19 protein-coding genes and 2 tRNA genes are annotated in these 22,870 nt (G+C 31.9%); 9 read left to right on the plus strand and 12 right to left on the minus strand.

Annotated elements, in window-relative coordinates:
* Positions 1–11: 11 nt before the first annotated feature.
* The 8 genes from selD to F553_RS0100920 all read right to left on the minus strand — a co-directional run bounded on the left by selD (position 12) and on the right by F553_RS0100920 (position 6,444).
* Positions 12–1,025: a selenide, water dikinase SelD gene (gene selD / locus F553_RS0100885; protein WP_018998618.1), complete on the minus strand. Its 1,014-nt coding sequence runs from the start codon at positions 1,023–1,025 to the stop codon at positions 12–14.
* Positions 1,026–1,175: 150 nt separating this feature from the next.
* The gene (locus F553_RS0100890; RefSeq protein WP_018998619.1) at positions 1,176–2,486 is read right to left on the minus strand and encodes a nucleobase:cation symporter-2 family protein; all 1,311 of its coding nucleotides are present in this window, start codon (positions 2,484–2,486) and stop codon (positions 1,176–1,178) included.
* Positions 2,487–2,548: 62 nt separating this feature from the next.
* A complete protein-coding gene (gene moaA, locus F553_RS0100895; protein ID WP_018998620.1) occupies positions 2,549–3,511 on the minus strand; it encodes a GTP 3',8-cyclase MoaA in 963 nt (320 codons plus the stop codon).
* 33 nt (positions 3,512–3,544) lie between these two features.
* Positions 3,545–4,768: a molybdopterin molybdotransferase MoeA gene (locus F553_RS0100900; protein WP_018998621.1), complete on the minus strand. Its 1,224-nt coding sequence runs from the start codon at positions 4,766–4,768 to the stop codon at positions 3,545–3,547.
* A gap of 36 nt (positions 4,769–4,804) precedes the next feature.
* A complete protein-coding gene (locus F553_RS0100905; RefSeq protein ID WP_008539053.1) occupies positions 4,805–5,095 on the minus strand; it encodes a hypothetical protein in 291 nt (96 codons plus the stop codon).
* Between the two features lie 80 nt (positions 5,096–5,175).
* A tRNA-Ser gene (locus F553_RS0100910) sits at positions 5,176–5,263 on the minus strand.
* A 72-nt stretch (positions 5,264–5,335) separates the two neighbouring features.
* Complete coding sequence (locus F553_RS0100915; RefSeq protein ID WP_008539055.1) at positions 5,336–5,530, minus strand: DUF951 domain-containing protein; 195 nt, start codon at positions 5,528–5,530, stop codon at positions 5,336–5,338.
* 2 nt (positions 5,531–5,532) lie between these two features.
* A complete protein-coding gene (locus tag F553_RS0100920; RefSeq protein ID WP_018998622.1) occupies positions 5,533–6,444 on the minus strand; it encodes a cation diffusion facilitator family transporter in 912 nt (303 codons plus the stop codon).
* A gap of 274 nt (positions 6,445–6,718) precedes the next feature.
* Between F553_RS0100920 and F553_RS0100925 the strand changes: the two genes are divergently transcribed.
* The gene (locus F553_RS0100925; RefSeq protein ID WP_018998623.1) at positions 6,719–7,684 is read left to right on the plus strand and encodes a type I phosphomannose isomerase catalytic subunit; all 966 of its coding nucleotides are present in this window, start codon (positions 6,719–6,721) and stop codon (positions 7,682–7,684) included.
* Between the two features lie 71 nt (positions 7,685–7,755).
* On the opposite strand, the gene F553_RS0100930 is transcribed toward F553_RS0100925, so the two are convergent.
* Both F553_RS0100930 and F553_RS0100935 read right to left on the minus strand, forming a co-directional pair.
* Positions 7,756–8,934 (minus strand): MFS transporter, encoded by a 1,179-nt coding sequence (locus F553_RS0100930; protein ID WP_018998624.1) that lies wholly within the window; start codon positions 8,932–8,934, stop codon positions 7,756–7,758.
* A 100-nt stretch (positions 8,935–9,034) separates the two neighbouring features.
* Positions 9,035–9,111 (minus strand) — tRNA-Pro (locus F553_RS0100935).
* Positions 9,112–9,512: 401 nt separating this feature from the next.
* Between F553_RS0100935 and F553_RS0100940 the strand changes: the two genes are divergently transcribed.
* The 6 genes from F553_RS0100940 (at position 9,513) to F553_RS0100965 (ending at position 16,393) form a co-directional block, all read left to right on the plus strand.
* Positions 9,513–10,532 (plus strand): pyridoxal-phosphate dependent enzyme, encoded by a 1,020-nt coding sequence (locus F553_RS0100940; RefSeq protein ID WP_008539063.1) that lies wholly within the window; start codon positions 9,513–9,515, stop codon positions 10,530–10,532.
* A gap of 161 nt (positions 10,533–10,693) precedes the next feature.
* Positions 10,694–11,458, plus strand: coding sequence for a TSUP family transporter (locus F553_RS0100945; RefSeq protein ID WP_018998625.1), 765 nt, complete (start codon positions 10,694–10,696; stop codon positions 11,456–11,458).
* A 457-nt stretch (positions 11,459–11,915) separates the two neighbouring features.
* Positions 11,916–12,824 carry a Ppx/GppA phosphatase family protein gene (locus F553_RS0100950; RefSeq protein WP_018998626.1) on the plus strand — a complete coding sequence of 303 codons (909 nt, stop codon included), beginning with the start codon at positions 11,916–11,918 and terminating at the stop codon, positions 12,822–12,824.
* Positions 12,825–12,830: 6 nt separating this feature from the next.
* Positions 12,831–13,526 carry a DNA alkylation repair protein gene (locus tag F553_RS0100955; RefSeq protein WP_018998627.1) on the plus strand — a complete coding sequence of 232 codons (696 nt, stop codon included), beginning with the start codon at positions 12,831–12,833 and terminating at the stop codon, positions 13,524–13,526.
* Positions 13,527–13,711: 185 nt separating this feature from the next.
* Positions 13,712–16,156: a DNA gyrase subunit A gene (gyrA, locus tag F553_RS0100960; protein WP_018998628.1), complete on the plus strand. Its 2,445-nt coding sequence runs from the start codon at positions 13,712–13,714 to the stop codon at positions 16,154–16,156.
* A gap of 24 nt (positions 16,157–16,180) precedes the next feature.
* Positions 16,181–16,393: a DUF2905 domain-containing protein gene (locus tag F553_RS0100965; protein WP_015563056.1), complete on the plus strand. Its 213-nt coding sequence runs from the start codon at positions 16,181–16,183 to the stop codon at positions 16,391–16,393.
* A 47-nt stretch (positions 16,394–16,440) separates the two neighbouring features.
* On the opposite strand, the gene F553_RS0100970 is transcribed toward F553_RS0100965, so the two are convergent.
* The gene (locus F553_RS0100970; protein WP_018998629.1) at positions 16,441–17,697 is read right to left on the minus strand and encodes an LCP family glycopolymer transferase; all 1,257 of its coding nucleotides are present in this window, start codon (positions 17,695–17,697) and stop codon (positions 16,441–16,443) included.
* A 183-nt stretch (positions 17,698–17,880) separates the two neighbouring features.
* On the opposite strand from F553_RS0100970, the gene F553_RS0100975 reads away from it, so the two are divergent.
* On the plus strand, positions 17,881–19,776 hold the full coding sequence (locus F553_RS0100975; RefSeq protein WP_018998630.1) for a fructose-bisphosphatase class III: 1,896 nt from the start codon (positions 17,881–17,883) through the stop codon (positions 19,774–19,776).
* Positions 19,777–19,896: 120 nt separating this feature from the next.
* Positions 19,897–21,513, plus strand: coding sequence for a potassium/proton antiporter (locus tag F553_RS0100980; protein ID WP_018998631.1), 1,617 nt, complete (start codon positions 19,897–19,899; stop codon positions 21,511–21,513).
* Between the two features lie 81 nt (positions 21,514–21,594).
* Here the strand turns inward: F553_RS0100980 and fucO are convergent, their stop codons facing one another.
* Positions 21,595–22,746, minus strand: coding sequence for a lactaldehyde reductase (gene fucO, locus F553_RS0100985; RefSeq protein ID WP_018998632.1), 1,152 nt, complete (start codon positions 22,744–22,746; stop codon positions 21,595–21,597).
* Positions 22,747–22,870: the final 124 nt, after the last annotated feature.

The raw sequence follows: 22,870 nt of genomic DNA on the forward strand, positions 1-22,870 counted from the left end.
CTCTAAAAAAATTACATAACATTTATTTTATATTTATTTAAATTTGTCACCTTGCCCACAATGCGAGCATCTATATCTGCTTTTTGCATTTCTTCCACTAAAGATTTACTATCCTTAGAATTTACGCTTATCAATAAACCGCCAGAAGTTTGTGGGTCGAATAAAACTTCTTGCATAGCAAAAGATATTTCGTCTGCAAAAGAAACTTTTTCTCCTGCAAAATTGCGATTTCTCTGACCTGCACTTGTGATTAAAAAATTATCTGCATAAGTCAAGGCTTCTTTGATAATCGGTAAATTTTTTGCATAAACATCTACACTATAATCTTTAGCTACCATTTCCAAAAGATGACAAATAAAACCAAAGCCTGTTACATCAGTGCAAGCATGAACATCATAATCAGTCATGATTTCTGCTGTCTTTTTATTTAAAGTAGTCATGGATTTTATGGCTTTTTGCATAGCCTCATCACTTGCTTCACCAACAGAATTTGCCGCCATAATAATACCTACACCTAATGGCTTTGTTAAAATTAAATCATCATTTAATTCTATAGTATTATTTTGATATATTTTTTGAGGATTGACAATACCTGTTACTGCCAAACCATATTTTATACTTTCATCATTTACAGAATGACCACCAGATAAAATTCCGCCAGCTTCCATGATTTTACTAGCTCCACCAGCCATTATCTGCCCTAAAATATTTAAATCTTCATTTTCAGGAAAACACACTATATTCTGTGCAGTTTTTACTGTGCCACCCATAGCATAAATATCACTTACTGCATTTGTTGCTGCTATCTGCCCAAAAATATAAGGGTCATTTACCATCGGTGGGAAAAAATCCAATGTCTGTATCATTGCAATATCATCTGTCAATTTATATACAGAAGCATCATCACTTGAATCAAAACCCACTAATAAATTTTCATCTTCAAATTTAGGCAATTTAGATAAAACTTTACTTAAAACCTTCGGCCCTAATTTGGCACTACAACCACCACTTTTACAAAAAATCATAAATATCCTCCTCCCAATTTCAATCAATTAAATTTATAAAAATTTTATTTTTACTTTTTTATCAAATGATTTAATAAAAGTTTACCACATATTTCCTAACAATAAAAAACTCCTTTAGCTAAAAACTAAAGGAGTTTCTTTTATTATTTATTATTTTTTTAATTTATTATTTCTATTTAAAATAGCATTTAAAATAATTGCTGTTAAACTTCCGATTGTAATACCACTATGGAAGATAATGCTCCAAATGCCAGTTAAATGTTTGAAGATTTCAGGAACAGCCATAGATAAAAGACCCATTGCAAGGCTGATACCTACAATTAAGACATTATAATTGCCTTCGCCTTCGTATTCAACTTTCGCTAATACGCGAATACCATTTGCTGCTACCATACCAAACATAGCGATACCAGCACCACCAAGTACAGGAGCTGGAATACATGCAACTAAAGCTGCCATTTTAGGGAATAAACCTAATAACATTAAAATCACACCAGAACCAGCTACAACAAAACGGCTTTTTACATTTGTGAGTGTAATAAGACCGATATTTTGAGCAAATGCTGTATAAGGGAAAGTATTTAAGATACCACCAAGTAAAGTGGAGAAACCATCAGCACGAAGACCTCTTGTAATTGTTTTTTGGTCTGCTGGTCTACCTACGATAGCACCTACAGCGATAATATCACCAGTAGTTTCTGTCATAACAACTAAGATAACTAAAATCATTACAATAATTGCTGGAATATCAAAAGTTGGTACACCAAAATGAAGAGGAGTAACAAGACCTAGCCAATCAGCTTTACCGATATGGCTAAAATCTGTATAACCACAGAAAGAAGCTACTACTGTACCTATTACTAATGCTAACAATACGGAAATATTTCTCCATACACCAGAAAACCAACGATAGAATATAATTACTAACAATAAAACAAAAGCAGATAACAATAAAGTTGGAATACTTCCAAAATCTGCAGCAGCTGGATTACCGCCACCAGCCCATCTTACTGCTACTGGCAATAAAGACAAACCAATAATTGTAATAACACTACCAGTTACTACTGGAGGGAAAAAGCCAACCAATCTGCTAAAAAATGGAGACATTAAAAACATGAACAACCCGCTGGCTATAACAGCACCATAAATCGCTGTTAACCCATCAGCTTGACCAATCATTATCATCGGCGAAACAGCTGCAAATGTTACACCTTGCACAATTGGTAATTTACTTCCCATTTTACATGGACCCAAAGTCTGAATTAAAGTCGCAATACCAGCAGTAAATAAGTCTGCATTAATCAAATAAATTAAATCCTCTGTACTAAGACCGATAGCATTCGCCACGATAAGTGGTACCGCTACCGCACCAGCATACATTGCTAATACATGCTGAAGACCATAGAGAAACGTTTGACCTAATGGCAATCTTTCATCAACTGGATGTACAGATTTGTTCATTAAAAATACCTCCTGTATTCAATTAAAATATATAATATAGTGATATTTATTTATTATATCACTTATCCACCAATTAAAGACATAGATTTATCTTCTTTTTGTGAAAAAGCTTCATTTTCTAAGTGATGATTTTTAGGTTTATGATAAATAGTATCCTTTATTATCGCTAAAATTTCTTCATCTGTTACATTCTTTTTCAATAAATCATTTAAATTAACACCACTATTATAATGTAGACAAGGTTTTAACATGCCTGTTGATGTCAATCGTAAACGATTGCAATTAGCACAAAATTTATGTGATAATGCAGAAATAAATCCTATTTTTATTGATAAATTTTCTACTTGATAATAATGTGCTGGACCTTCAAATACATCTATTTGTTTTAAAGCTCCATATTTTTTACTAATTATAGCTTTTAAATCATCTTCTTTTACCGCTTTAAAATTCTTTGCCACATTCATCGGCATTAACTCGATAAAACGCAAATCTATTTTATTACAATTGGCAAATTCTATCAAAGGTATAATTTCTTTTTCATTTATACCCTGCATAATTACACTGTTGATTTTTAAAGGAATATTTTCTTTTTGAGCTAATTTTATTCCTAATATAACTTTATCTATATCTCCACCACGTGTAATTTCTCTAAATAAATCTTTATCAATACAATCTAAACTTAAATTTATACCACTTATACCAGCTTTTTTCAAAACATCTACTTTATTAGATAATAATATGCCATTTGTAGTCAATACTATTTTTTCTATACCTTGTATTGCTTTAAATCTTATTATTAAATCTTCAATATTTGGATATAATAATGGCTCTCCGCCAGTGAGCCTTATTTTTTTTATACCCGTTGAACTGATTAATTCCACTAAATGTATTAAATCTTTTTGCGAAAGCATTTCTTCTGTCTGCTTTATTTTTTGCTCTGGCATACAATACTGGCAACGTAAATTGCAATTACTTGTAAGTGATACACGCAAGTAATCTATATTACGCTTAAAACAATCTTGCATTCAAAATCCTCATCATTTCTATTTTACATAAGCTTAATTTTGATTTTCTATCTCTTTGCGTTCAACTATCAATTCAGCAGTTACTTCATCGCCTACATTCAAACTTGTACCCTTTAATTGATAGATAAAACCGTTATATTTTTGCAATAAAGTAGCTCTTGTTACTCCTTTAGGATTAATTATTTGCGCATGATATTTATCATCTTGTTTAAAAATATGAACTTGCAAGCAAAAATCTGCATTTTTCGGTGCTGTAAAATCAAAATCTACAGTTACGTTTACAGTTTCCAAACTGCTTAATTTTTGATGATAATAAGCTTGCATAATAGCTTTTAAATAAAAACGCATAGCTAATTCTGCACCATTTGGAGGGCCTGCAATACCTAATACTGGTTTTTGGTTAAATTTAGAGAAGCTAGAATGTTTACCGGGTCTACAACCTAATTCATAAACTAAAACTTCACCTTCTGTTTCTAATAAATCAAGCGTAAAATCCTTTGTTCCTTTAGAAGAACCTGCATTTATTAAGATGATATCTGCTATTTCACTTGCTTTTGTAAGAGCTTCTTTTATTTTTTCTTTATCATCAGGGATTATCGGAAATATAGTTAAATCTGCTTGATATTGTTTACAAAAAGCAGATAACATCATGCTATTTGACTCTATATTTTTATCTACTGGATAATCTTCACTTTGCCATGAAACTAATTCATCACCAGTTGGAATAAATGCAATCTTTGGTCTTGCTATAACTTTTACTTCTTTAATACCGCCTGATGCTAATAAACCGACTTGAGGTGCTGTGATTTTTTCATATTTATTTACTAAAACTTCATCTTTACCGATAAGACTTCCTGGTGGGTCGATTAATTGTCCCTTTGTTTCAGGTTTAGCTAAAATTTTTAATTTACCATCTATAAAACGAACATCTTCTATTAAAATAACTGTATCATATGGCTCTGGCACTACACAGCCAGTATTGGCAAAAATATATCCCTTGCCTTCTTGCCAATTTTTAGTATCTGGTATGCCATTTTTAAAATCTGCAAAACAAACACCAATGCCGTCCATTTTACTCACTGGCAATTTAGGTAAAACGACTTTTGCCTTCACATCTTCAGCACTGACTTTATCTACAGCATTATATAAATCCACAACTTCAAAATTTCGTTTAAAGTCAATCTGCTCTATGAGAAATTTTTTCATCATTTCTCGAGAAGGCATATAACCCTTTTCTACATATTCACGATAAGCCATAATATCACCTCATAATTATGTTACTTATATTTTTTATTATTTTATCTTTCCAGAAAAGAAATATATAAGTACAGTTAAAACAAGTCCTAAAGCTCCATATAATGGTCCTTTTTCAACAAAAGCATAAATGGTCATCACCAAACAAATAATAACTGCGATTGAAATTTGTTTAGCATTTTCTTTACGGTAAGCAAAAGTTTCATAATCTACGCCTGCTTCTTGTTTAAAACACTCTTGGCAAATAACACGTTTATTGCCATCTTTATCAGTATTGACTAAAGCTACTTTTTCATCAATATGTTTATGACAAATTGAACATTCTACCATCTTTTTACCCACCTTCAATCTTTATTTTCAGATAAAAACAAAAAAGACCTGCTCTTATGAGCAGGTCTATTATGCACATATGGCAGAGAGGGTGGGATTCGAACCCACGGTACCTCTCGGTACAATTGATTTCGAGTCAATCACCTTCGACCACTCGGACACCTCTCCACTTATTCATGATATGATTAGAACCACAAAAATTATATCATTGTCAAAATCAAAATACAATACCTAGATTTATTATTCTTCAGTCACTATAGCCTTAGCCATTTTCTCAAATTTTACACGAGGCATCATTACAAAATGACCACAACCATTACATTTTAGACCAAAGTCCATACCCACTCTAAGTATTGTCCATGTATCACTACCACATGGATGCTTTTTTTTCATACGCACTACATCATTTACTTTATATTGAACTTTTTCCACCATCTTTACCTCACTGCTTCAACGTAGTTTTTTTTTATAACTGAACCATTTTCATCTACTGGTTCTGGGTGAATAGTGATATCAAATCCACCAAATCTATTTCTTATCTTGCATTCAATATCATCACAAATATTATGAACTTCTTCTAAGTGCATATCTTTATCAAAAGTAACATGCACATCTAAAAGTCTATCGGAACCAGATTTTCTAGTGCGTAAATGATGATAACCTTTTAATCCTTTATGTGATAAAATTATTTCTCCAATAATCGCTTCATCTTCTTGAGATAAACTGCTATCAGTCAATTCTCTTGCACTATCTACTACCATTTTATAACCAGCACGGAATATAATCAAAGCCACTATAATTGCAATAACAGGGTCTAACCATAAAAAGCCAAAGACTTTCATACCTACAAGACCTAATAAAACACCTACAGAAGTCCAAACATCTGCTTGAAGATGCAATCCATCGGCTTCTAATGCTTGAGAATCAGTTTTTTTAGCTACAGCAATCAAGCGACGAGAAACAATTATATTTACTACAATAGAAATAAACATGATATAAATACCATATTGTAAAAATTCTGGGTCTAATGGTGTATTAAATTTGTGTATTGCTTCATAAATAATAAAGATAGCAGTGGCTACAATCAATAACGCTTCTACTGCTGAAGATAAATTTTCAAATTTACCATGACCATAATCATGTTCTTTATCTGGTGGTACTACAGCTTTGCGCACAGCCCAAAAAGCAATAAAAGCAGCAATCAAATCCACACCTGAATGAAGTGCTTCTGAGACTAAACTTACTGCGCCTACATATAAACCAACAGCTAGTTTTAAAATAACTAATAAAGTATTCGACATAATCGACAGCCATGCTGTATTACGTTTTAAAGTATTTGCATCTGTCATAAAAATCACCCATCCCCTAAAAATATAAATGCTATTAATTATCATTCAAAAAGTTTTTCATAGCAAAAAATCTGCAACATCTCATTTAGATGTGCAGATTTGACAAAAAATATTATTTATATCCTAACACACGGAAAAATATATGTAAAGTAAAACATATTGTTTAGAATTTCTAAATAATATAAAAATTAACATAAATTTACTAGACAAAAATTAAATTAATGATAAGATAAAATTAGTATTTTATTTAAGCGAATTGAAAGGATTTGATATAATGCTTTACCCATTAAAACTAAATGCAGCTTTTAAAGATTATCTATGGGGCGGTACAAGATTACGCGATGAATTTAATAAACAAACTGATATTGATCCTGTAGCTGAAAGCTGGGAATTATCTTGCCATCATGATGGACAAAGCATTATCAGTAATGGCGAATTTTCTGGTAAAACTTTAGCCCAATATATTGAAACAGTAGGCAAACAAGTAATTGGTACAAAAGCTCCTAAAGATAAAGATTTCCCTATTTTAATTAAATTTATTGATGCTAAACAAAGTTTATCTGTACAAGTTCACCCAGATGATAAATATGCACTTTTACACGAAGGCGAATCTGGTAAAACTGAAATGTGGTATGTAATGGATGCAACTCCAGATGCTACTTTAATCTATGGATTTACTCATGAAATTTCTCACCAGGAATTTGAACGTCGCATCAAAGATAATACTCTTCTTGAAGTTTGCAACCAAGTGCCAATAAAAAAAGGTGATGTATTTTTCATCAAAGCAGGTACACTCCATGCTATTGGTGCAGGAGCATTGATTGCAGAAATTCAACAAAGTTCCAATTCTACTTATCGTGTATATGATTATGGTCGTGTAGGCAAAGACGGTAAACTTCGTGAACTTCATATTGAAAAAGCTCTCGCTGTAACTAAACTTGAACCACCAACTAGAAAACCTGAACCTATTGCCAAACTCACAGCTTTTGCAGATTATGATTTAACAATTCTCGCACAATGTGAATTATTCAATGTAAGTCATTTTGATTTACACGGCAATTGCTCATTAAATGCTAAAAAGGATAGTTTCCATTCTATCTTAGTTTTAGATGGACAAATAGCATTGACTTATGGTAGTGATAGCTTCACTATCACCAAAGGCGAAAGTGTATTTATTCCTGCTGATATGGGTGAATATATCTTAAACGGCACAGGTGAATTTATCTTAACTACATTATGATTACAATATAATAAAAACAAAAGGCAAGTAAATTAAATTACTTGCCTTTTTTATATTTCAACATAATAAATTTATTGTCTTCTTTTTTCTGGAGTTAAATAAACTAATACAATACTTATAACTAATAATATAGCAGTCAATGCTAATGCCATAGTAAGTCCATAACTTTCAGCAAGTGAGCCTGTAAGCATTGTGCCAAAACCACCAAGACCAAAAGATAAACCGAGCATCATACCGGAAGCCATACCTGGATTATCTGGCAATAAATCCTGACCCCAAACTATAGCTCCTGGATTTGCTGCCATGACCAAGCCACCACCAACAAATAAAGCAATATACATCAATATATCTATTTGCTGTGCAAACAAGAAATACATTGTAGGGATTAATGTAAATATCAAAGCCCATAAAATTACTTTTTTATAGCCGATTTTATCATTTAACGCTCCACCGATTAAACCACCGATTACAGAACCACATAAATATATTGTCAAAATCCAACCACTTAAAGTATTATCACAGCCTTTTTCTATTGCCCATAAAGGTAAAAATGTAACTAGAGCTGTAAATAACCATGCTCTAAGTCCCATAGATATATTAAGCAACATTAACGGTTTATTTTGCAAAATTTGAGCTAAATTAAAATGCATATTCTTAGCTACTTGTTCATTGACAAAACGCGCTTTGGATAATCCTGAACTATACATCAATATACCTAAAATAATCGCAGGTATAATCAATATAGGTAAATAATCTAAACTGTACATCTGCATAAAATAAACTAATAAAATAGGAGCCAATGCAAAACCAAAACTGCCACCGGCTACAAATATTGAGATACATGTTGATATTTTTCCATCAGGTGCCACTTTGCTGACTAAACCAGCACCCATAGGATGAAATGTAGAAACAGCCAATCCACTAAGTCCAATCAAAACAGCTAATACAATAAAATTACTTGCCCAATTAGTAAGACAGATAAATACAGCTCCAAAAGGAATAATCAGTGGCATAATCTTATTAAAATTATATTTATCCATAAAATAACCAAAAACAGGCTGTAACACATTTGCAGATAAAGACATAACCATAACTAACGCACCACTTAAGGTAAGTGATAAGCCCAATTTAGGTATTAAAATCGGCAATAAGATAGGTAAAAAATTACAATAAAAATCATTAAAAAAATGACCCATTGCTAATAAAATAACTTGCAAATAAGATTTCTTAACTACTACTTCAGTTGACATTATGTATACCTCGAAATTAAATTTATTTATAAAAAAAGCGAAAGCTTATGCCTTCGCTAATAAACAAAAAAAGGAAGCTTTCGCTTCCTATAATTTCTAATGGTCGGAGCAGCAGGATTCGAACCTGCGACCCCCTGGTCCCAAGCCAGGTGCTCTACCAAACTGAGCCATGCCCCGTTTCTCACTTGTTCCCCGTGAGAACATGTATTATTATATGACCTTTACAAGGAAATGTCAACACCTTTTTTTAATTTTTTTATAAAAATTTTTAAAAAAGTTTTTATAGCTGAAAAAACCTTATAAATTAAGGATTTTTTTCATGCTCAACTATAATCATACAAAAGTTTTTGCATTTTTTCTATATCTTTTTTAATAAATTCATCATTATTTAAAATTTTAAAAGGAAAAATATTTTATTCTATAGAATATATATTTATATACTTAATAATATAATTATGACCTACATATAACGCTCGTTAATTTATTAAATATTAATATATTTTTTAATATTTCCTTAAATCTACAAAGGAATAAATTCCCATTTTATGTTACAAAAATATTTCTAGGAGATGATTAGTATGCATTTTTATTGTGAAAAATGTAAAAAAGAATATCCATTAAATTCAATTTCTTACCATTGTTCTTGTGGTGGTTTATTTAGATTATATAAAAATAACACTGATCCTATAACACCAGAAGTTTCTATTGGAGAAATTGAAACACCGCTTATACCTATAAAATTTGGTAAACAAGAGTTTTTCTTTAAAATGGAAAACTTAAATCCAACAGGTTCTTTCAAAGCCCGTGGTGCCAAGACAATGATTAGCATACTAAAAAATCTAGGCATAAAACACATAATTGAAGATTCTTCAGGAAATGCAGCTTCTGCTATAGCAGCTTACGCAGCTGCGGCAAATATGAAATGTACTGCTTATGTACCTGAAAATATAGCTGAAGGCAAATTAAAACAAATTGAAACATTTGGTGCTCAAATTCGCCTTGTTATTGGTAATCGTGATACCGCAGCCAAAACAGCTCAAAAAGAAGCTACAAAATCTAAAACATATTATGCTTCTCATGTCTATAATCCTTTATTCTTCGAAGGAATAAAATCTCTAGCTTATGAAATTTACCATCAATTAAATGACCATGTACCTGAATATATTTTCCTTCCTGTTGGTAATGGTACAATGCTTCTCGGTCTTTATTATGGATTTGAAGAAATTGGTCGTTTACCAAAATTCATCGCTGTTCAAAGCGAAAATTGCTGTCCTTTATATAATGCATTCAAGAAAAAACGCAAAGGTTCCAAAGTTGGTTATACTATAGCTGATTCCATACGTGTAGAAAAACCAATGCGTTTAAAAGAAATGCTCATGGCAATTACTCGTAGCAATGGTGAAGTCCTCACTGTAGATGATGAAGAAATTATCGAAGCTCAACATCAAGTAGGTAGAAAAGGTATCTATATTGAACCAACTGCTGCTGCTTCCGTTGCTGGTGCTTTAAAATATTTCAAAAAAGGAAAACCTGATAACTACCGTGTTATCATTCCAATAACTGGTGCTGGTATCAATACTTCTAGTAACAAAGATTAAAATAAAAGTCAGTTTTAGTAAAAGCTAAAACTGACTTTTTTTATCAACATATCCATCATCATCAAAAATAACTTACTATATATCTTTTATCCCTAAAAATTTATGATAAAATATATTATTAATTAACTCAAATTAAATTTATTTTTAGAAAGGATGTTTTGATGGAAGATATTAATATCTATATGTGTTTATTTCTAATTGTTACTGGATTTATCGCAGCTTTTATCGATACTGTAGTTGGCGGTGGTGGTCTTATTTCTTTACCTGCACTTTTATTTACTGGCATGCCTCCCGTTACAGCTATAGCTACGAATAAAGTGTCTGCTTCTATGGGTGCTACAATTGGTTTTACCTCTTTTGTTCGCTCTGGTAGAGTAGATTTTTCTACTATAAAATATTTACTACCACTTTCTTTCATTGGCTCAATCTGTGGTGCTAGTATTTTAAAATTAATTCCTTCTGACTTTCTTCGTCCCTTGATTATCATTTTACTTGTAGCTGTAACTATCTATACTTTGACAAAAAAAGAATTTGGTCAAGTCGCTACATTTAATGGTATGAGTCAAAAAATGTGGATACTAAGCGCTATTGCTGCATTTATTTTTGGCTTTTATGATGGATTTTTCGGCCCTGGTACTGGCACATTTTTATTATTTGCATTTCTTTGGATAGGTTTTGATTTTATCGGTGCTGCTGCTAATGCTCGTGGTTTAAACTTCGCTAGTAATATCGCTGGTGCATTATTTTTCATCAGCTCTGGCATTGTCGATTTCGCCTACGCCATTCCTATGGGACTTGCCATGATGGTTGGAGCCTTCTGTGGAGCTCGCATGGCCATTGCCAAAGGTGCTACATACGTAAAAACCTTATTTATCATCATGTCCATCGTATTAATCGGAAAACAAGTAATTGATTTATTCAAATAATACAATGTTCGTTTTTCTTTTATGTAAAAGAAAAATGAACCAAAAAGAAAATCTACCCGCAATATTGATTTTACTTTGACAAAGATAAAACTATGTCTACAACGCTCTAAACTCGCTTCGCTCAAACAGTAGGACTAAAACCGTATCCATAGTTTTATCTTTGTCAATAGCTTTCAGCTACCGTAAAAGTCTGCTAATACGGGAAAGTTTGGTATTATATTAATAACACGTAATATTATTTTCCGCATTATAAATTTTTAGTGGTAACCTTTAGGTTATTGAAAATAATTGTCGCTGAATACGGTTTTAGTCTGAATGTTTGAGCGAAGCGAGTTTCTAAGCGTTGTATGAAGCGAAAATTATTTTCAAAGCTAAAAATTTATCTGCGGTGATTTCTTTGGTTCGTTTCTTTGTCATCAAAGAAATGAACATATTATAATTGGGAGGGTATATTTTTATGTTATATGCAGTTATTGACATTGGTTCTACTACTATTCGTATGGCTATTTATGAAATCTTGGATAATAAGTTAAATCTTATTCATAAGCGCAAATATACTGTAGGTTTAGCAAGTTATGTCAAGGATAATGTCATGGAACAAGCTGGTATTGATAAAGCTTGCGAGATTTTAAATAGCTTTAAATCCTTCTTGACTTCTTTTAATATCGAAAATGTAAGTGCTTTCACTACTGCTGCACTTCGCAATGCTCAAAATAGTAAAGAAGCTGTCGCTGAAATCATTGCTCGTACTGGTATTGATTTGCATATCATCTCTGGTGATGAAGAAGCAACTTATGATTTTATCGCTGCTACACATGAACTTGATTATCATGATGGTTTTATCATTGATATCGGTGGTGCTAGTACAGAACTCATTCGTTTTGCTGACAATAAAATTATCCAAAAGACTAGCTTGCCTATCGGCTCTTTAGCTCTCCATACAAAATATGCGACTGACTTTTTACCTAGCGAAGAAGAAATCGCACAAATGATAAAAGAAGTTCATGCTATTATTGATACAGCACCTGAATTTAAAGATATTTCCCATGCTGAAATCTGTGGCATTGGCGGTACATGTAAAGGAGCTAGAGCTTTATATAACGAAATGTACGCTCAAGATGATGCAAATGAAACTATACCTGCTGACAAAATTCCTGAAATGATTTCTCATTTCACTCGTGGGCATAAATTAACAGATAAAGATATCACAACTTTATTAAAAACCGTACCTGACCGTTTGCATACTATCATTCCTGGCATGGTCATAGCTAATGAAATCGCTAAATTAATCCATGCTACAGCAATAACTTATAAAGACGCTGGTATGCGTGAAGGATTTTTATATACTCATGTAATTGAAGGTTAGTTTTTTATGCAAAAAAATAACGATATTTTACAAATATTATTCTCCTATCAAGATAAAAATTATGCTCAATTTGTACAAAAATTATTGCCTAAAAATATTAATAGAGAAAATATAAAAATTATCGGTACTCGTTTACCACAATTGCGAAAAATTGCTAAAGACCTAGTAAAAAATAATTGGCAAGAATTTTTAAATCAAAATACAAATGAATATTTTGAGCAAATCATGCTTGAAGGCTTTGTCATTGCTTATGCTCCTATTGATGTAAATGCAAAACAAAAATTAATTCAAAATTTCTTACCTAAGATAAATAATTGGTCTATTTGCGATAGTTTTTGCGCCAGTTTCCAATTAAAAACTAAAGATAAAGATTTATATCTATCTTTTATAAAAAATTATTTAAACAGCCCTAACGAATATGAATTGCGTTTTGCCATCGTGATGTTATTAGACTATTATTTAACAGAAGATTTTGCTGACAATACACTTCAATTAGTCTATAACACAAAAGATATTTCCTATAGTGTAAATATGGCTAAAGCATGGGCTTTTAGTAAATATTTTTCGTATTATCCAGACAAAGGCTTAAAATTTTTGCAAACACAGTCATTATCTAAAGATGTTTTTAAAATGACTTGTCAAAAAATAAGAGACTCTCACAGAGTTTCTTCTCGTTATAAAGAGGCATTAAAAAATTTATAAAAATTTTTATCAGTTGTTATCTAACATTCATTATTTAACAACTGATTTTTTTATCTAATATAGCTCTAAAGCCTTATATCATAGACTTTTTTCGCTAAAAATGATAAAATATATTAGTTAAGATGATTGTCGTAATTTGTTATTTCGGTCATATTTTGACCGTAGATTAAAATTGAGGTGAGAATGTGACAGAAACTATAAATACAGGAAAAATTCTCCCTGTAAATCTTGAAGATGAAATGAAAAACTCATATATTGATTATGCTATGAGTGTAATTGTTATGCGTGCGTTACCTGATGTACGTGATGGTTTAAAACCAGTTCATCGCCGTATTTTGTATGCTATGCAAGAAGCTGGTATGGGCTCTAATAAACCATATAAAAAATCTGCTCGTATCGTCGGGGAAGTACTAGGTAAATATCATCCACATGGTGATACTTCCGTTTATGATGCTATTGTTCGTATGGCTCAAGATTTCTCTTGCCGTTATGTATTAGCTGATGGTCATGGAAACTTTGGTTCTATTGATGGCGACTCTGCTGCTGCTATGCGTTATACAGAAGTTCGTATGTCAAAAATTGCAGAATTAATGCTCCAAGACATCGATAAAAAAACAGTAGATTTCACACCAAACTATGATGAATCCCTACAAGAACCATCTGTATTACCATCTAAAATACCAAATCTTTTAGTAAATGGTTCTTCTGGTATTGCCGTTGGTATGGCAACTAATATACCACCACATAATTTAAACGAAGTAATTGATGGCGTTTTACAGATGATTGATAACCCTGAAATTACTATTGAAGAATTAATGCAAACTATCAAAGGTCCAGATTTCCCTACTGGAGCAATGATTATGGGTCGTGATGGCATTATTTCTGCTTATAAAACAGGTCGTGGTGCAGTAAAAATGCGTGCTTGCACAGAAATTACTACTTTGCCAAATGGTAAACCACGTATCACTGTAACTGAATTACCATATCAAGTAAATAAAGCTCGTCTTGTAGAACGCATTGCTGAACTTGTTCGTGATAAAACAATTGATGGTATTACCGATTTAAATGACGAATCAGACCGCAATGGTATGAGTATTGTAATTGATTTACGTCGCGATGCAAATCCAGAAGTTATTTTAAATCAATTATATCAACATACTCAATTACAAGAAACTTTCGGTGTAATTATGCTTGCTTTAGTTGATGGCAGACCTCGTATTCTCAACTTGAAACAAGTTTTACATTACTATATCAAACATCAAGAAGATGTTATTCGCCGTCGTACACAGTATGAACTCACAAAAGCTCAAGCTCGTGCTCATATCTTAGAAGGCTTAACTATTGCACTTGACCATTTAGACCCAATCATTAAAACTATTCGTGATTCTAAAAATGGCGATAGCGCTAAAGAAGTCTTAATGAGCGATTATACGCTTACTGAAAAACAAGCTCAAGCTATTTTGGATTTAAGATTACAACGTTTAACTGGTCTTGAACGCGAAAAAATCGAAAATGAATATCTTGAAATCTTAGATTATATCTCTGATTTACAAAATATCTTAGCAGATGAACAAAAAATCTTAGATATCATTAAAGAAGAACTTTCTGCTGTTAAAGCTAAATTCGGCGATGCTCGTCGCACTCAAATCACAGATGATAGTTCTGATGTAGATATCGCAGACTTAATTGCTGAAGAAGATGTAGTAATCACTTTAACACATAATAACTATATCAAACGTATCCCTGTAACTACGTACCGCAATCAAAAACGCGGTGGTCGTGGCGTTACTGGCATGGGTACAAAAGAAGAAGATTATGTTGAAAATATGATTATCACATCTACACACAATACAATCTTATTCTTTACTAATAAAGGACTTGTATATCAATTAAAAGGATATGAAATTCCTGAATCCGGTAGAACTGCAAAAGGCACAGCCATTGTAAATCTTTTACCATTAGCAAAAGAAGAAACTATCACAGCTATCATTCCTATTAAGGAATTCTCTAAAGATAGATATTTATTTATGGCTACTCGTCATGGTATCGTTAAAAAGACAGGTCTTAGCGAATTTGATACTAATCGCAAAAAGACAGGTCTTATCGCACTTTCTTTAAAAGAAAATGATGAATTAATCGGTGTAAAACTCACTGATGGTAATCGCCAAATCATCATCGGTACTCGTGATGGTATGTCTATTTGCTTCAATGAACAAGATGTTCGTCCTATGGGTAGAACTGCTCGCGGTGTCATTGGCATAAAATTAAAAGGTGAAGATACAGTAATTGGCATGGACAATATCCGTGATGATTGCGAAGTCTTAACTGTTACTGAACATGGCTTTGGCAAACGTACTGCAACTTCTGAATATCGCACACAAACTCGCGGTGGCATTGGTCTTATCAATATCAAAGTCACTGAAAAAACTGGTTTTGTAATCGGCATTAAAGTTGTAGATAGCCAACAAGAATTCATGCTCATTTCTACTGAAGGTATCGTCATTCGCTCAAATATTGAAGAAGTTTCTGTAATTGGCAGAAATACTCAAGGCGTAAAAATGATGAATATGGATAATAATGATAAAGTAGCTGCTCTTGCCGCTTTTGAAATCAAAGAAGACGATAAATAATTTATAAGACAAAAGGATTTTGCTATGTATGATATGGGAAAAATACTCATCTATATAGGAATTGCTCTTGTTATTATCGGTCTATTAATCCATTTTGGTGGAAAATTATTACCTCTAGGTAAATTGCCATTTGATTTTAAATGGGAAGGTAGTAATTGGGGCGTTTATTTTCCTTTAGGTAGTTCTATTTTAATTAGTATTATCTTAACATTAATCTTAAATTTATTATTTCGTTAACTAAAAATACCGCAAATAGTTTTTATCCTATTTGCGGTATTTTTTATTTATGATTTACCTGTAGTATTCATATCTATAGCTGGGACATCTCTTGTTGGTGTTTGTGGCACAGGTTCTTTTTGTTTTGTTGTATTATCTTCCACTGGAGTTTCTTCTCTAGTTTCTACTTTTTCTCGATTACTATTTGTTCGTGGTCGTTCTTCATCTACTTCAGATTTAAATCGTTTTGTAGATTTTTCTTGCTCTTCACGAAGTCGTTGCAATCTTTCTTCACGTTCCTGTGCAATTTCTCTTTTTATGCGTTCTTTTTCTGTTACTTCTACAGCATTATCAGGAATAGATTCTTCATATTCTATATTATCTTCATGAATAGATGTTGTAATTGATTGATTGATTTTTATGCCTAATGTATTTGCTAAAATCTGTCTTGTCTTACTGATATCTGGTACCCAATAGCTAATACCTTCTATATATACTGGTTTACCTGGTAACATTTCTGATTTTAATCCATTATCTTTTGCGTCTTGAAGTGTTCCCAAGAAAGATAATATTTCACTAACTGACATATCAGTTTCCACTGAATCAGAAACAGCAGATACAATAGCTGGCAATTTAGGAATAATTGTTGGAGATACTAATTTGTCCATTACTGCTTTCATGAAATTCTGTTGACGTTTGATACGACCAATATCGCCTTCTTCATCACGATAGCGTACATATGTTATCGCAGTCTTGCCGTCCATATGTTGCATACCTGGCTGAAGGTCAATATATAAACCGCCATCATCATCCCATGGGTCTTCATAATACATGCGTTTTTCTACATCAATATCAATACCGCCTAAAGCATCAATAATTTTAGTAAAACCATGTACATTAATTTTTATATAATGATCAATATGTGTATTTAATAAACTTTCAATGGTTTCTTGAGTTAATTTTCTACCACCATAGGCATAAGCTGCATTAATCTTATCAAAGCCATGACCTTTTATTTTTACACGCGTATCACGAGGCACAGATAATAATGCTGCTTGATTTTTATCTGGGTCTAATGTCGCTATCATTAAGGTATCGCTTCTTCCCACATCATCAGCACGCTCATCTACCCCCATAATCATTACAGTAGCCTTATCTTTTGCAACTAACATACCTTTTTTATCATCTTCATTATAATCTGGTTTATTATCAACTAATGCATTAGCAAAAAAAGCTCCTACCATACCAGATAAAATAAAAACAACTACTAATATCAAGATATATTTTACATAACTGCTTTTATTTTTTTTATCTCCATTTCCCAATTATTATCCCTCACATTATTCAAATTCATTTAAATATTAACTATTCTATTATAAGATTTTATCAATTATTCCGCAATTGTTATTTCTCTATTTTAGTAAACGTATACTAAAAAAACTTTATTTTCATAAAAATGAAAATATTATATAATACTAATATCACATCTTATAAAAAGGAGTATTGTTGTGGATAAGAATAAACAAAAATACAAATATCTTTATTTATTGTCAGAAAAATACCCTAATCGTCAATCTGTTGTAACTGAGCTAATTCGTTTAAAAGCTATTTTAAACTTAGCTCGACCAACAGAACATTTTATGAGTGATTTACATGGTGAATATGAGTCCTTCTTCCATATTCTCAATAATTGCTCTGGTGTTATCAAAGAAAAAGTAGATTATTTATTTTCTGAAGAAATGTCCACCTCACAAAAAGCTGAATTTTGTACTTTAATTTATTATCCTAAAGAAAAAATACTCAATTTAAAAAAACAAAAATTAATCACTACTCAATGGTATTCTCAAAATCTCATCTATTTATTGCGTCTATCAAGATTGATGTCTTATAAATATCCTCAATCAGAATTAAAAAATTTACTGCCTAAAGGATATGAAACCATCATTCTTGAATTGCTCACAGCTAGACCAAATGATGATACTTTCCAAGAGGTATATTTCAATACTATCTTAAACACTTTAATCAATATTAATAGTGGTACAGATTTTATCATTGCCTTTACAAAATTCATCAAAAAACTAGCTGTTGCTCATTTGCATATCGTCGGCGATATTTATGACCGAGGACAACGACCTGACTCTATCATAGATATGCTACGCCAACATCATTCTGTAGATATTCAATGGGGCAATCATGATATCTTATGGATGGGTGCAATGTGTGGTAATGAAGCTTGTATAGCGACAGTAGTGCGAAATTGTCTATCTTATAATAATACTGCTGTTTTAGAAAAAGGTTATGCTATCAGCCTTCGCTCGCTATCTTCATTAGCTAGTAAATTATATCCAGATAAAACCTTATTAGTAGCTATGCAACGTACTATTTCCATAATTTTATTTAAATTAGAAGGACAACTCATCAAACGCAATCCAGATTTTCAGATGGATAGTCGCCTTTTATTAGATAAAATAGATTATATCTCCAAATATATCAAAATCAATGGTATATCTTATCCAATAAAGAGTCCTTCCTTCCCTACAATAAATCCTCAAAATCCCTATGAATTATCTTTAGAAGAAACAGAAGTCTTATCCGATATAAAATCAGCATTTTTAGATAGTGTGCGCTTGCGCAAACATATTGATTTTCTTTACCAAAAAGGTAACGTCTATAAAGCATATAATAACAATTTACTCTATCATGGTTGTATACCATTAAATGAAGATGGTAGTTTTATGCGTATTCATCTAAATAACAAATATTATTCTGGAAAAAATTATTTAGACTTTGTTGATAAAACTATTCGCCAAGCATATCTTGGTTTATATGAACAAAAAAATATCGACTTAATGTATTATTTCTGGTGTGGCAGATATTCACCATTTTCCGGTAGAGAATTTAAAACATTTGAACGCATGTTTATTGAAGATACGGATACATGGATTGAACCTTCTGATGCGTATTATAAATATTGCAATGATGAAAAAATCTGCGATATGATACTTGAAGAATTTTCCTTAAAAACAAAACGTGGACATATAATCAATGGTCATGTTCCTGTAAAAGTAAAAGAAGGAGAAAGTCCTGTAAAAGCAAATGGAAAATTAATCATCATTGATGGTGGTTTTTGCAGGGCCTATCATAAAAAAACAGGAATTGCTGGTTATACTTTAATTTCTAATTCACGTGGACTACGTCTTTTAGAACATCAATCCTGTGCTAATATCAAAGAGTCCTTAAAAGCCAACCAAGATATTGAGTCAGTTTCCTGTACTTTAGAATTACAAAATTATCATTCTTCAACAGCTGATACTGATTTAGGCGAAGAAATCCAATGTCAAATAAATGATATCTACCATTTAATGCTCGCTTATCAAAATGGTTTAATTCCTGAACAAGCTTAATTGTAAAAAAGGCAACTTATTTTATTTAAATAGTAAAAATAAGTTGCCTTTTTTGACATCTTCATAATTATTTGAGATAATTTATATATATAAATATAATGAAAAGGATAGATTATACTTATGACTTTATTTCTTTTAATCAGTGCAATTATCTTAATTGCTTGCGTAATTGGAAGTAAATTATCTACTCGCTTTGGCGTGCCTACACTTTTATTTTTTATTGGTCTTGGTATGCTCTTCGGCTCTGATGGTTTATTTCAAATTCATTTTGAAGATTATTCTCTTGCTGAAAAAATCTGTTCTGCCGCTCTCATTTTCATCATGTTTTACGGTGGCTTTGGTACAAAATGGAAAACTGCTCGTCCTATAGCTAAACAAGCTGTTTTACTGAGTACTTTTGGCGTATTTATCACAGCTGCACTCACTGGTATTTTTTGTCATTTAGTATTAGGGTTACCCCCTCTTGAGGGATTATTAATTGGTGCTGTGCTTAGCTCTACTGATGCAGCTTCTGTCTTTTCTATTTTGCGTTCACAAAAATTAAATCTAAAATACAGTACTGCTCCTATGCTAGAAATTGAAAGTGGTAGTAATGACCCTTGTGCTTATATGCTAACCATAATTTTATTAACTAGCATTGGCAGTAGCTTAAACTTCTTTGATATCTCCTATTTAATTTTTGCTCAATTTGCTTATGGAATTATCATCGGTGTTGTCTTAGCTTTTATCGCTTCCTGGATATTAAAAAATGTTCAATTCGGCGAAAATGGTTTTGACTCTATCTTTTTAGTTGCTATTGCCTTAGCTGCTTATGCTCTCCCATCTCTAGTTGATGGCAATGGTTATTTAAGCACTTATATCGCAGGTATCATCTTAGGCAATCAAAATATCCCGAAAAAGAAAAATCTCGTAAATTTCTTCGATGCTTTTAATGGCATGATGCAAATGCTCATCTTCTTCTTATTAGGTTTATTAGTATTTCCTTCAAAATTACCATATTATTTTGTCCCTGCTTTGTTTATTGCTATTTTCCTTACATTCATCGCTAGACCTATAACCATGGCAATATTATTATCTCCATTTAAAGCTCCTTTAAATCAACAATTAATCATGTCATGGGCTGGTCTTCGCGGAGCTGCCTCCATCGTTTTTGCAATTGTCGCTGTTGTATCACCAAATTATGCTGATGATTCTATTTTCTCCATAGTTTTCTGTGTTGTACTTTTATCTTTATTATTCCAAGGTGCTTTATTACCGTCTGCTTCAAAACATCTAAATATGATTGATGAACACGAAAATGTATTAAAAACATTCAACGATTACACTGACGAAAATAATATCCATTTCACTTGTTTAGAATTAAATAATTCACATCCATGGATTAATAAACAAATTCGCGATATCGGCTCTATCCCAGGTACATTGATTGCTGCTATCTTGAGAAAAGGGGCTACTATAACGCCAAAAGGCGATACATTCTTGCGCGATGGAGATACACTCATCATTTGCGCTAAAACTTATCAAGGCAACGATAATATCACTTTAAATGAAATAAATATTGATTCTAATAATGAATTCATTGGCAAAAAACTTCGCGATATTGATATCAAAAAAGATTCACTTGTTGTTTTAATTCAACGAAACGGCGTAGATATCATACCTGATGGCGATACTATTCTAGAAGAAAAAGATACGCTTGTAGTTTTCTCTCAAAAAAATCTTTTTCATTTAGCTTAAATTAAAATCAAATATAAAATAAAAAGATAGTTATAAGACAAAATTTAGTCTCATAACTATCTTTTTTTAATTTAAATTTTATTACATGATAGATTTATAAATTTCTTTAATAGCTTCTACACTTACATCTCTTGGATTTCCTGGTGTACAAGCATCAACAAAAGCAGATTCAGATAAAAATTGAAGGTCTTCTTCTTTTACACCTAATTGAGTCAATTTCTGAGGAATTCCCACATCTACACTCAATTTTTCTACGGCTTCAATACAAGCCTGACGAGCCTGTTCAATATTCATATCTTCTGTATTTTTTACGCCCATAGCTACTGCGATATCACGATATTTATCTGCTGTTGATGGCGCATTAAATTTCAATACTGGTGTTAATAAAATAGCACAAGCAACACCATGTGGAATGTCATATACTGCACTCAATGGATGAGCCATAGAATGTACTATACCTAAGCCAACATTAGAAAAGCCCATTCCTGCAATATATTGACCTAAAGCCATTTGTGCTCTACCTTCTGGATCACCTTTAACAGAATCTCTTAAAGAACGAGCTATGATTTCAATAGCTTTTATATGCATCATATCTGTTAATTCCCATGCACCTTTAGTGATATAACCTTCGATAGCATGAACAAGTGCGTCCATTCCTGTTGCTGCACAGAGTTTTGGTGGCATAGATGCAGTCATATCTGGATCGATAATTGCCACTACTGGAATATCATGTGGGTCAGCACAAACAAATTTGCGATTTTTTTCTTCATCAGTAATTACATAATTGATAGTTACTTCTGCTGCTGTACCAGATGTTGTAGATACGGCAATAATTGGCATTGCTTTATGTTTAGTTGGTGAAGCACCTTCTAGACTTCTAACATCAGCAAATTCTGGATTTTTCATAATGATAGCAATTGCTTTACTTGTATCAATAGCACTACCGCCACCTACAGCAACAATTACATCAGCACCACATTGTTTACAAAAATCCACGCCTTCAGTAACATTTTTGATTGTAGGATTAGCTTTTATTTTATCGTAAATTTCATAATCTATTTTTGCTTCATCTAAAATATCACATACTTTTGTAGCTACTTTGAATTTAAGTAAATCTTTATCTGTAACTAACATAACTTTTTTCAAGCCACGATTAATTACTTCATTTGCAATCTCTTTTATTGCTCCTTTACCAAAATAAGATGTTTCATTTAATATTGTTCTACAAATCATTTAAATGCCTCCATTTATAATATATGATTTAATTGTTCTTTTTTTCACAAAATTTCATTTAGATATACAATAAACAAAAATCAAATTTCTTTTTCTTATTATAAGTCATAAATTAACATAAATC

It is taken from the genome of Megamonas rupellensis DSM 19944 (genome assembly GCF_000378365.1).
GTDB lineage: Bacteria > Bacillota > Negativicutes > Selenomonadales > Selenomonadaceae > Megamonas > Megamonas funiformis.

Bases quoted from the DNA above. Each gene is read 5' to 3' on its own strand.
- selD (WP_018998618.1), bottom strand. From the start codon at position 1,025: ATGATTTTTTGTAAAAGTGGTGGTTGTAGTGCCAAATTAGGGCCGAAG.
- F553_RS0100890 (WP_018998619.1), bottom strand. From the start codon at position 2,486: ATGAACAAATCTGTACATCCAGTTGATGAAAGATTGCCATTAGGTCAA.
- moaA (WP_018998620.1), bottom strand. From the start codon at position 3,511: ATGCAAGATTGTTTTAAGCGTAATATAGATTACTTGCGTGTATCACTT.
- F553_RS0100900 (WP_018998621.1), bottom strand. From the start codon at position 4,768: ATGGCTTATCGTGAATATGTAGAAAAGGGTTATATGCCTTCTCGAGAA.
- F553_RS0100905 (WP_008539053.1), bottom strand. From the start codon at position 5,095: ATGGTAGAATGTTCAATTTGTCATAAACATATTGATGAAAAAGTAGCT.
- F553_RS0100915 (WP_008539055.1), bottom strand. From the start codon at position 5,530: ATGGTGGAAAAAGTTCAATATAAAGTAAATGATGTAGTGCGTATGAAA.
- F553_RS0100920 (WP_018998622.1), bottom strand. From the start codon at position 6,444: ATGACAGATGCAAATACTTTAAAACGTAATACAGCATGGCTGTCGATT.
- F553_RS0100925 (WP_018998623.1), top strand. From the start codon at position 6,719: ATGCTTTACCCATTAAAACTAAATGCAGCTTTTAAAGATTATCTATGG.
- F553_RS0100930 (WP_018998624.1), bottom strand. From the start codon at position 8,934: ATGTCAACTGAAGTAGTAGTTAAGAAATCTTATTTGCAAGTTATTTTA.
- F553_RS0100940 (WP_008539063.1), top strand. From the start codon at position 9,513: ATGCATTTTTATTGTGAAAAATGTAAAAAAGAATATCCATTAAATTCA.
- F553_RS0100945 (WP_018998625.1), top strand. From the start codon at position 10,694: ATGGAAGATATTAATATCTATATGTGTTTATTTCTAATTGTTACTGGA.
- F553_RS0100950 (WP_018998626.1), top strand. From the start codon at position 11,916: ATGTTATATGCAGTTATTGACATTGGTTCTACTACTATTCGTATGGCT.
- F553_RS0100955 (WP_018998627.1), top strand. From the start codon at position 12,831: ATGCAAAAAAATAACGATATTTTACAAATATTATTCTCCTATCAAGAT.
- F553_RS0100965 (WP_015563056.1), top strand. From the start codon at position 16,181: ATGTATGATATGGGAAAAATACTCATCTATATAGGAATTGCTCTTGTT.
- F553_RS0100980 (WP_018998631.1), top strand. From the start codon at position 19,897: ATGACTTTATTTCTTTTAATCAGTGCAATTATCTTAATTGCTTGCGTA.
- fucO (WP_018998632.1), bottom strand. From the start codon at position 22,746: ATGATTTGTAGAACAATATTAAATGAAACATCTTATTTTGGTAAAGGA.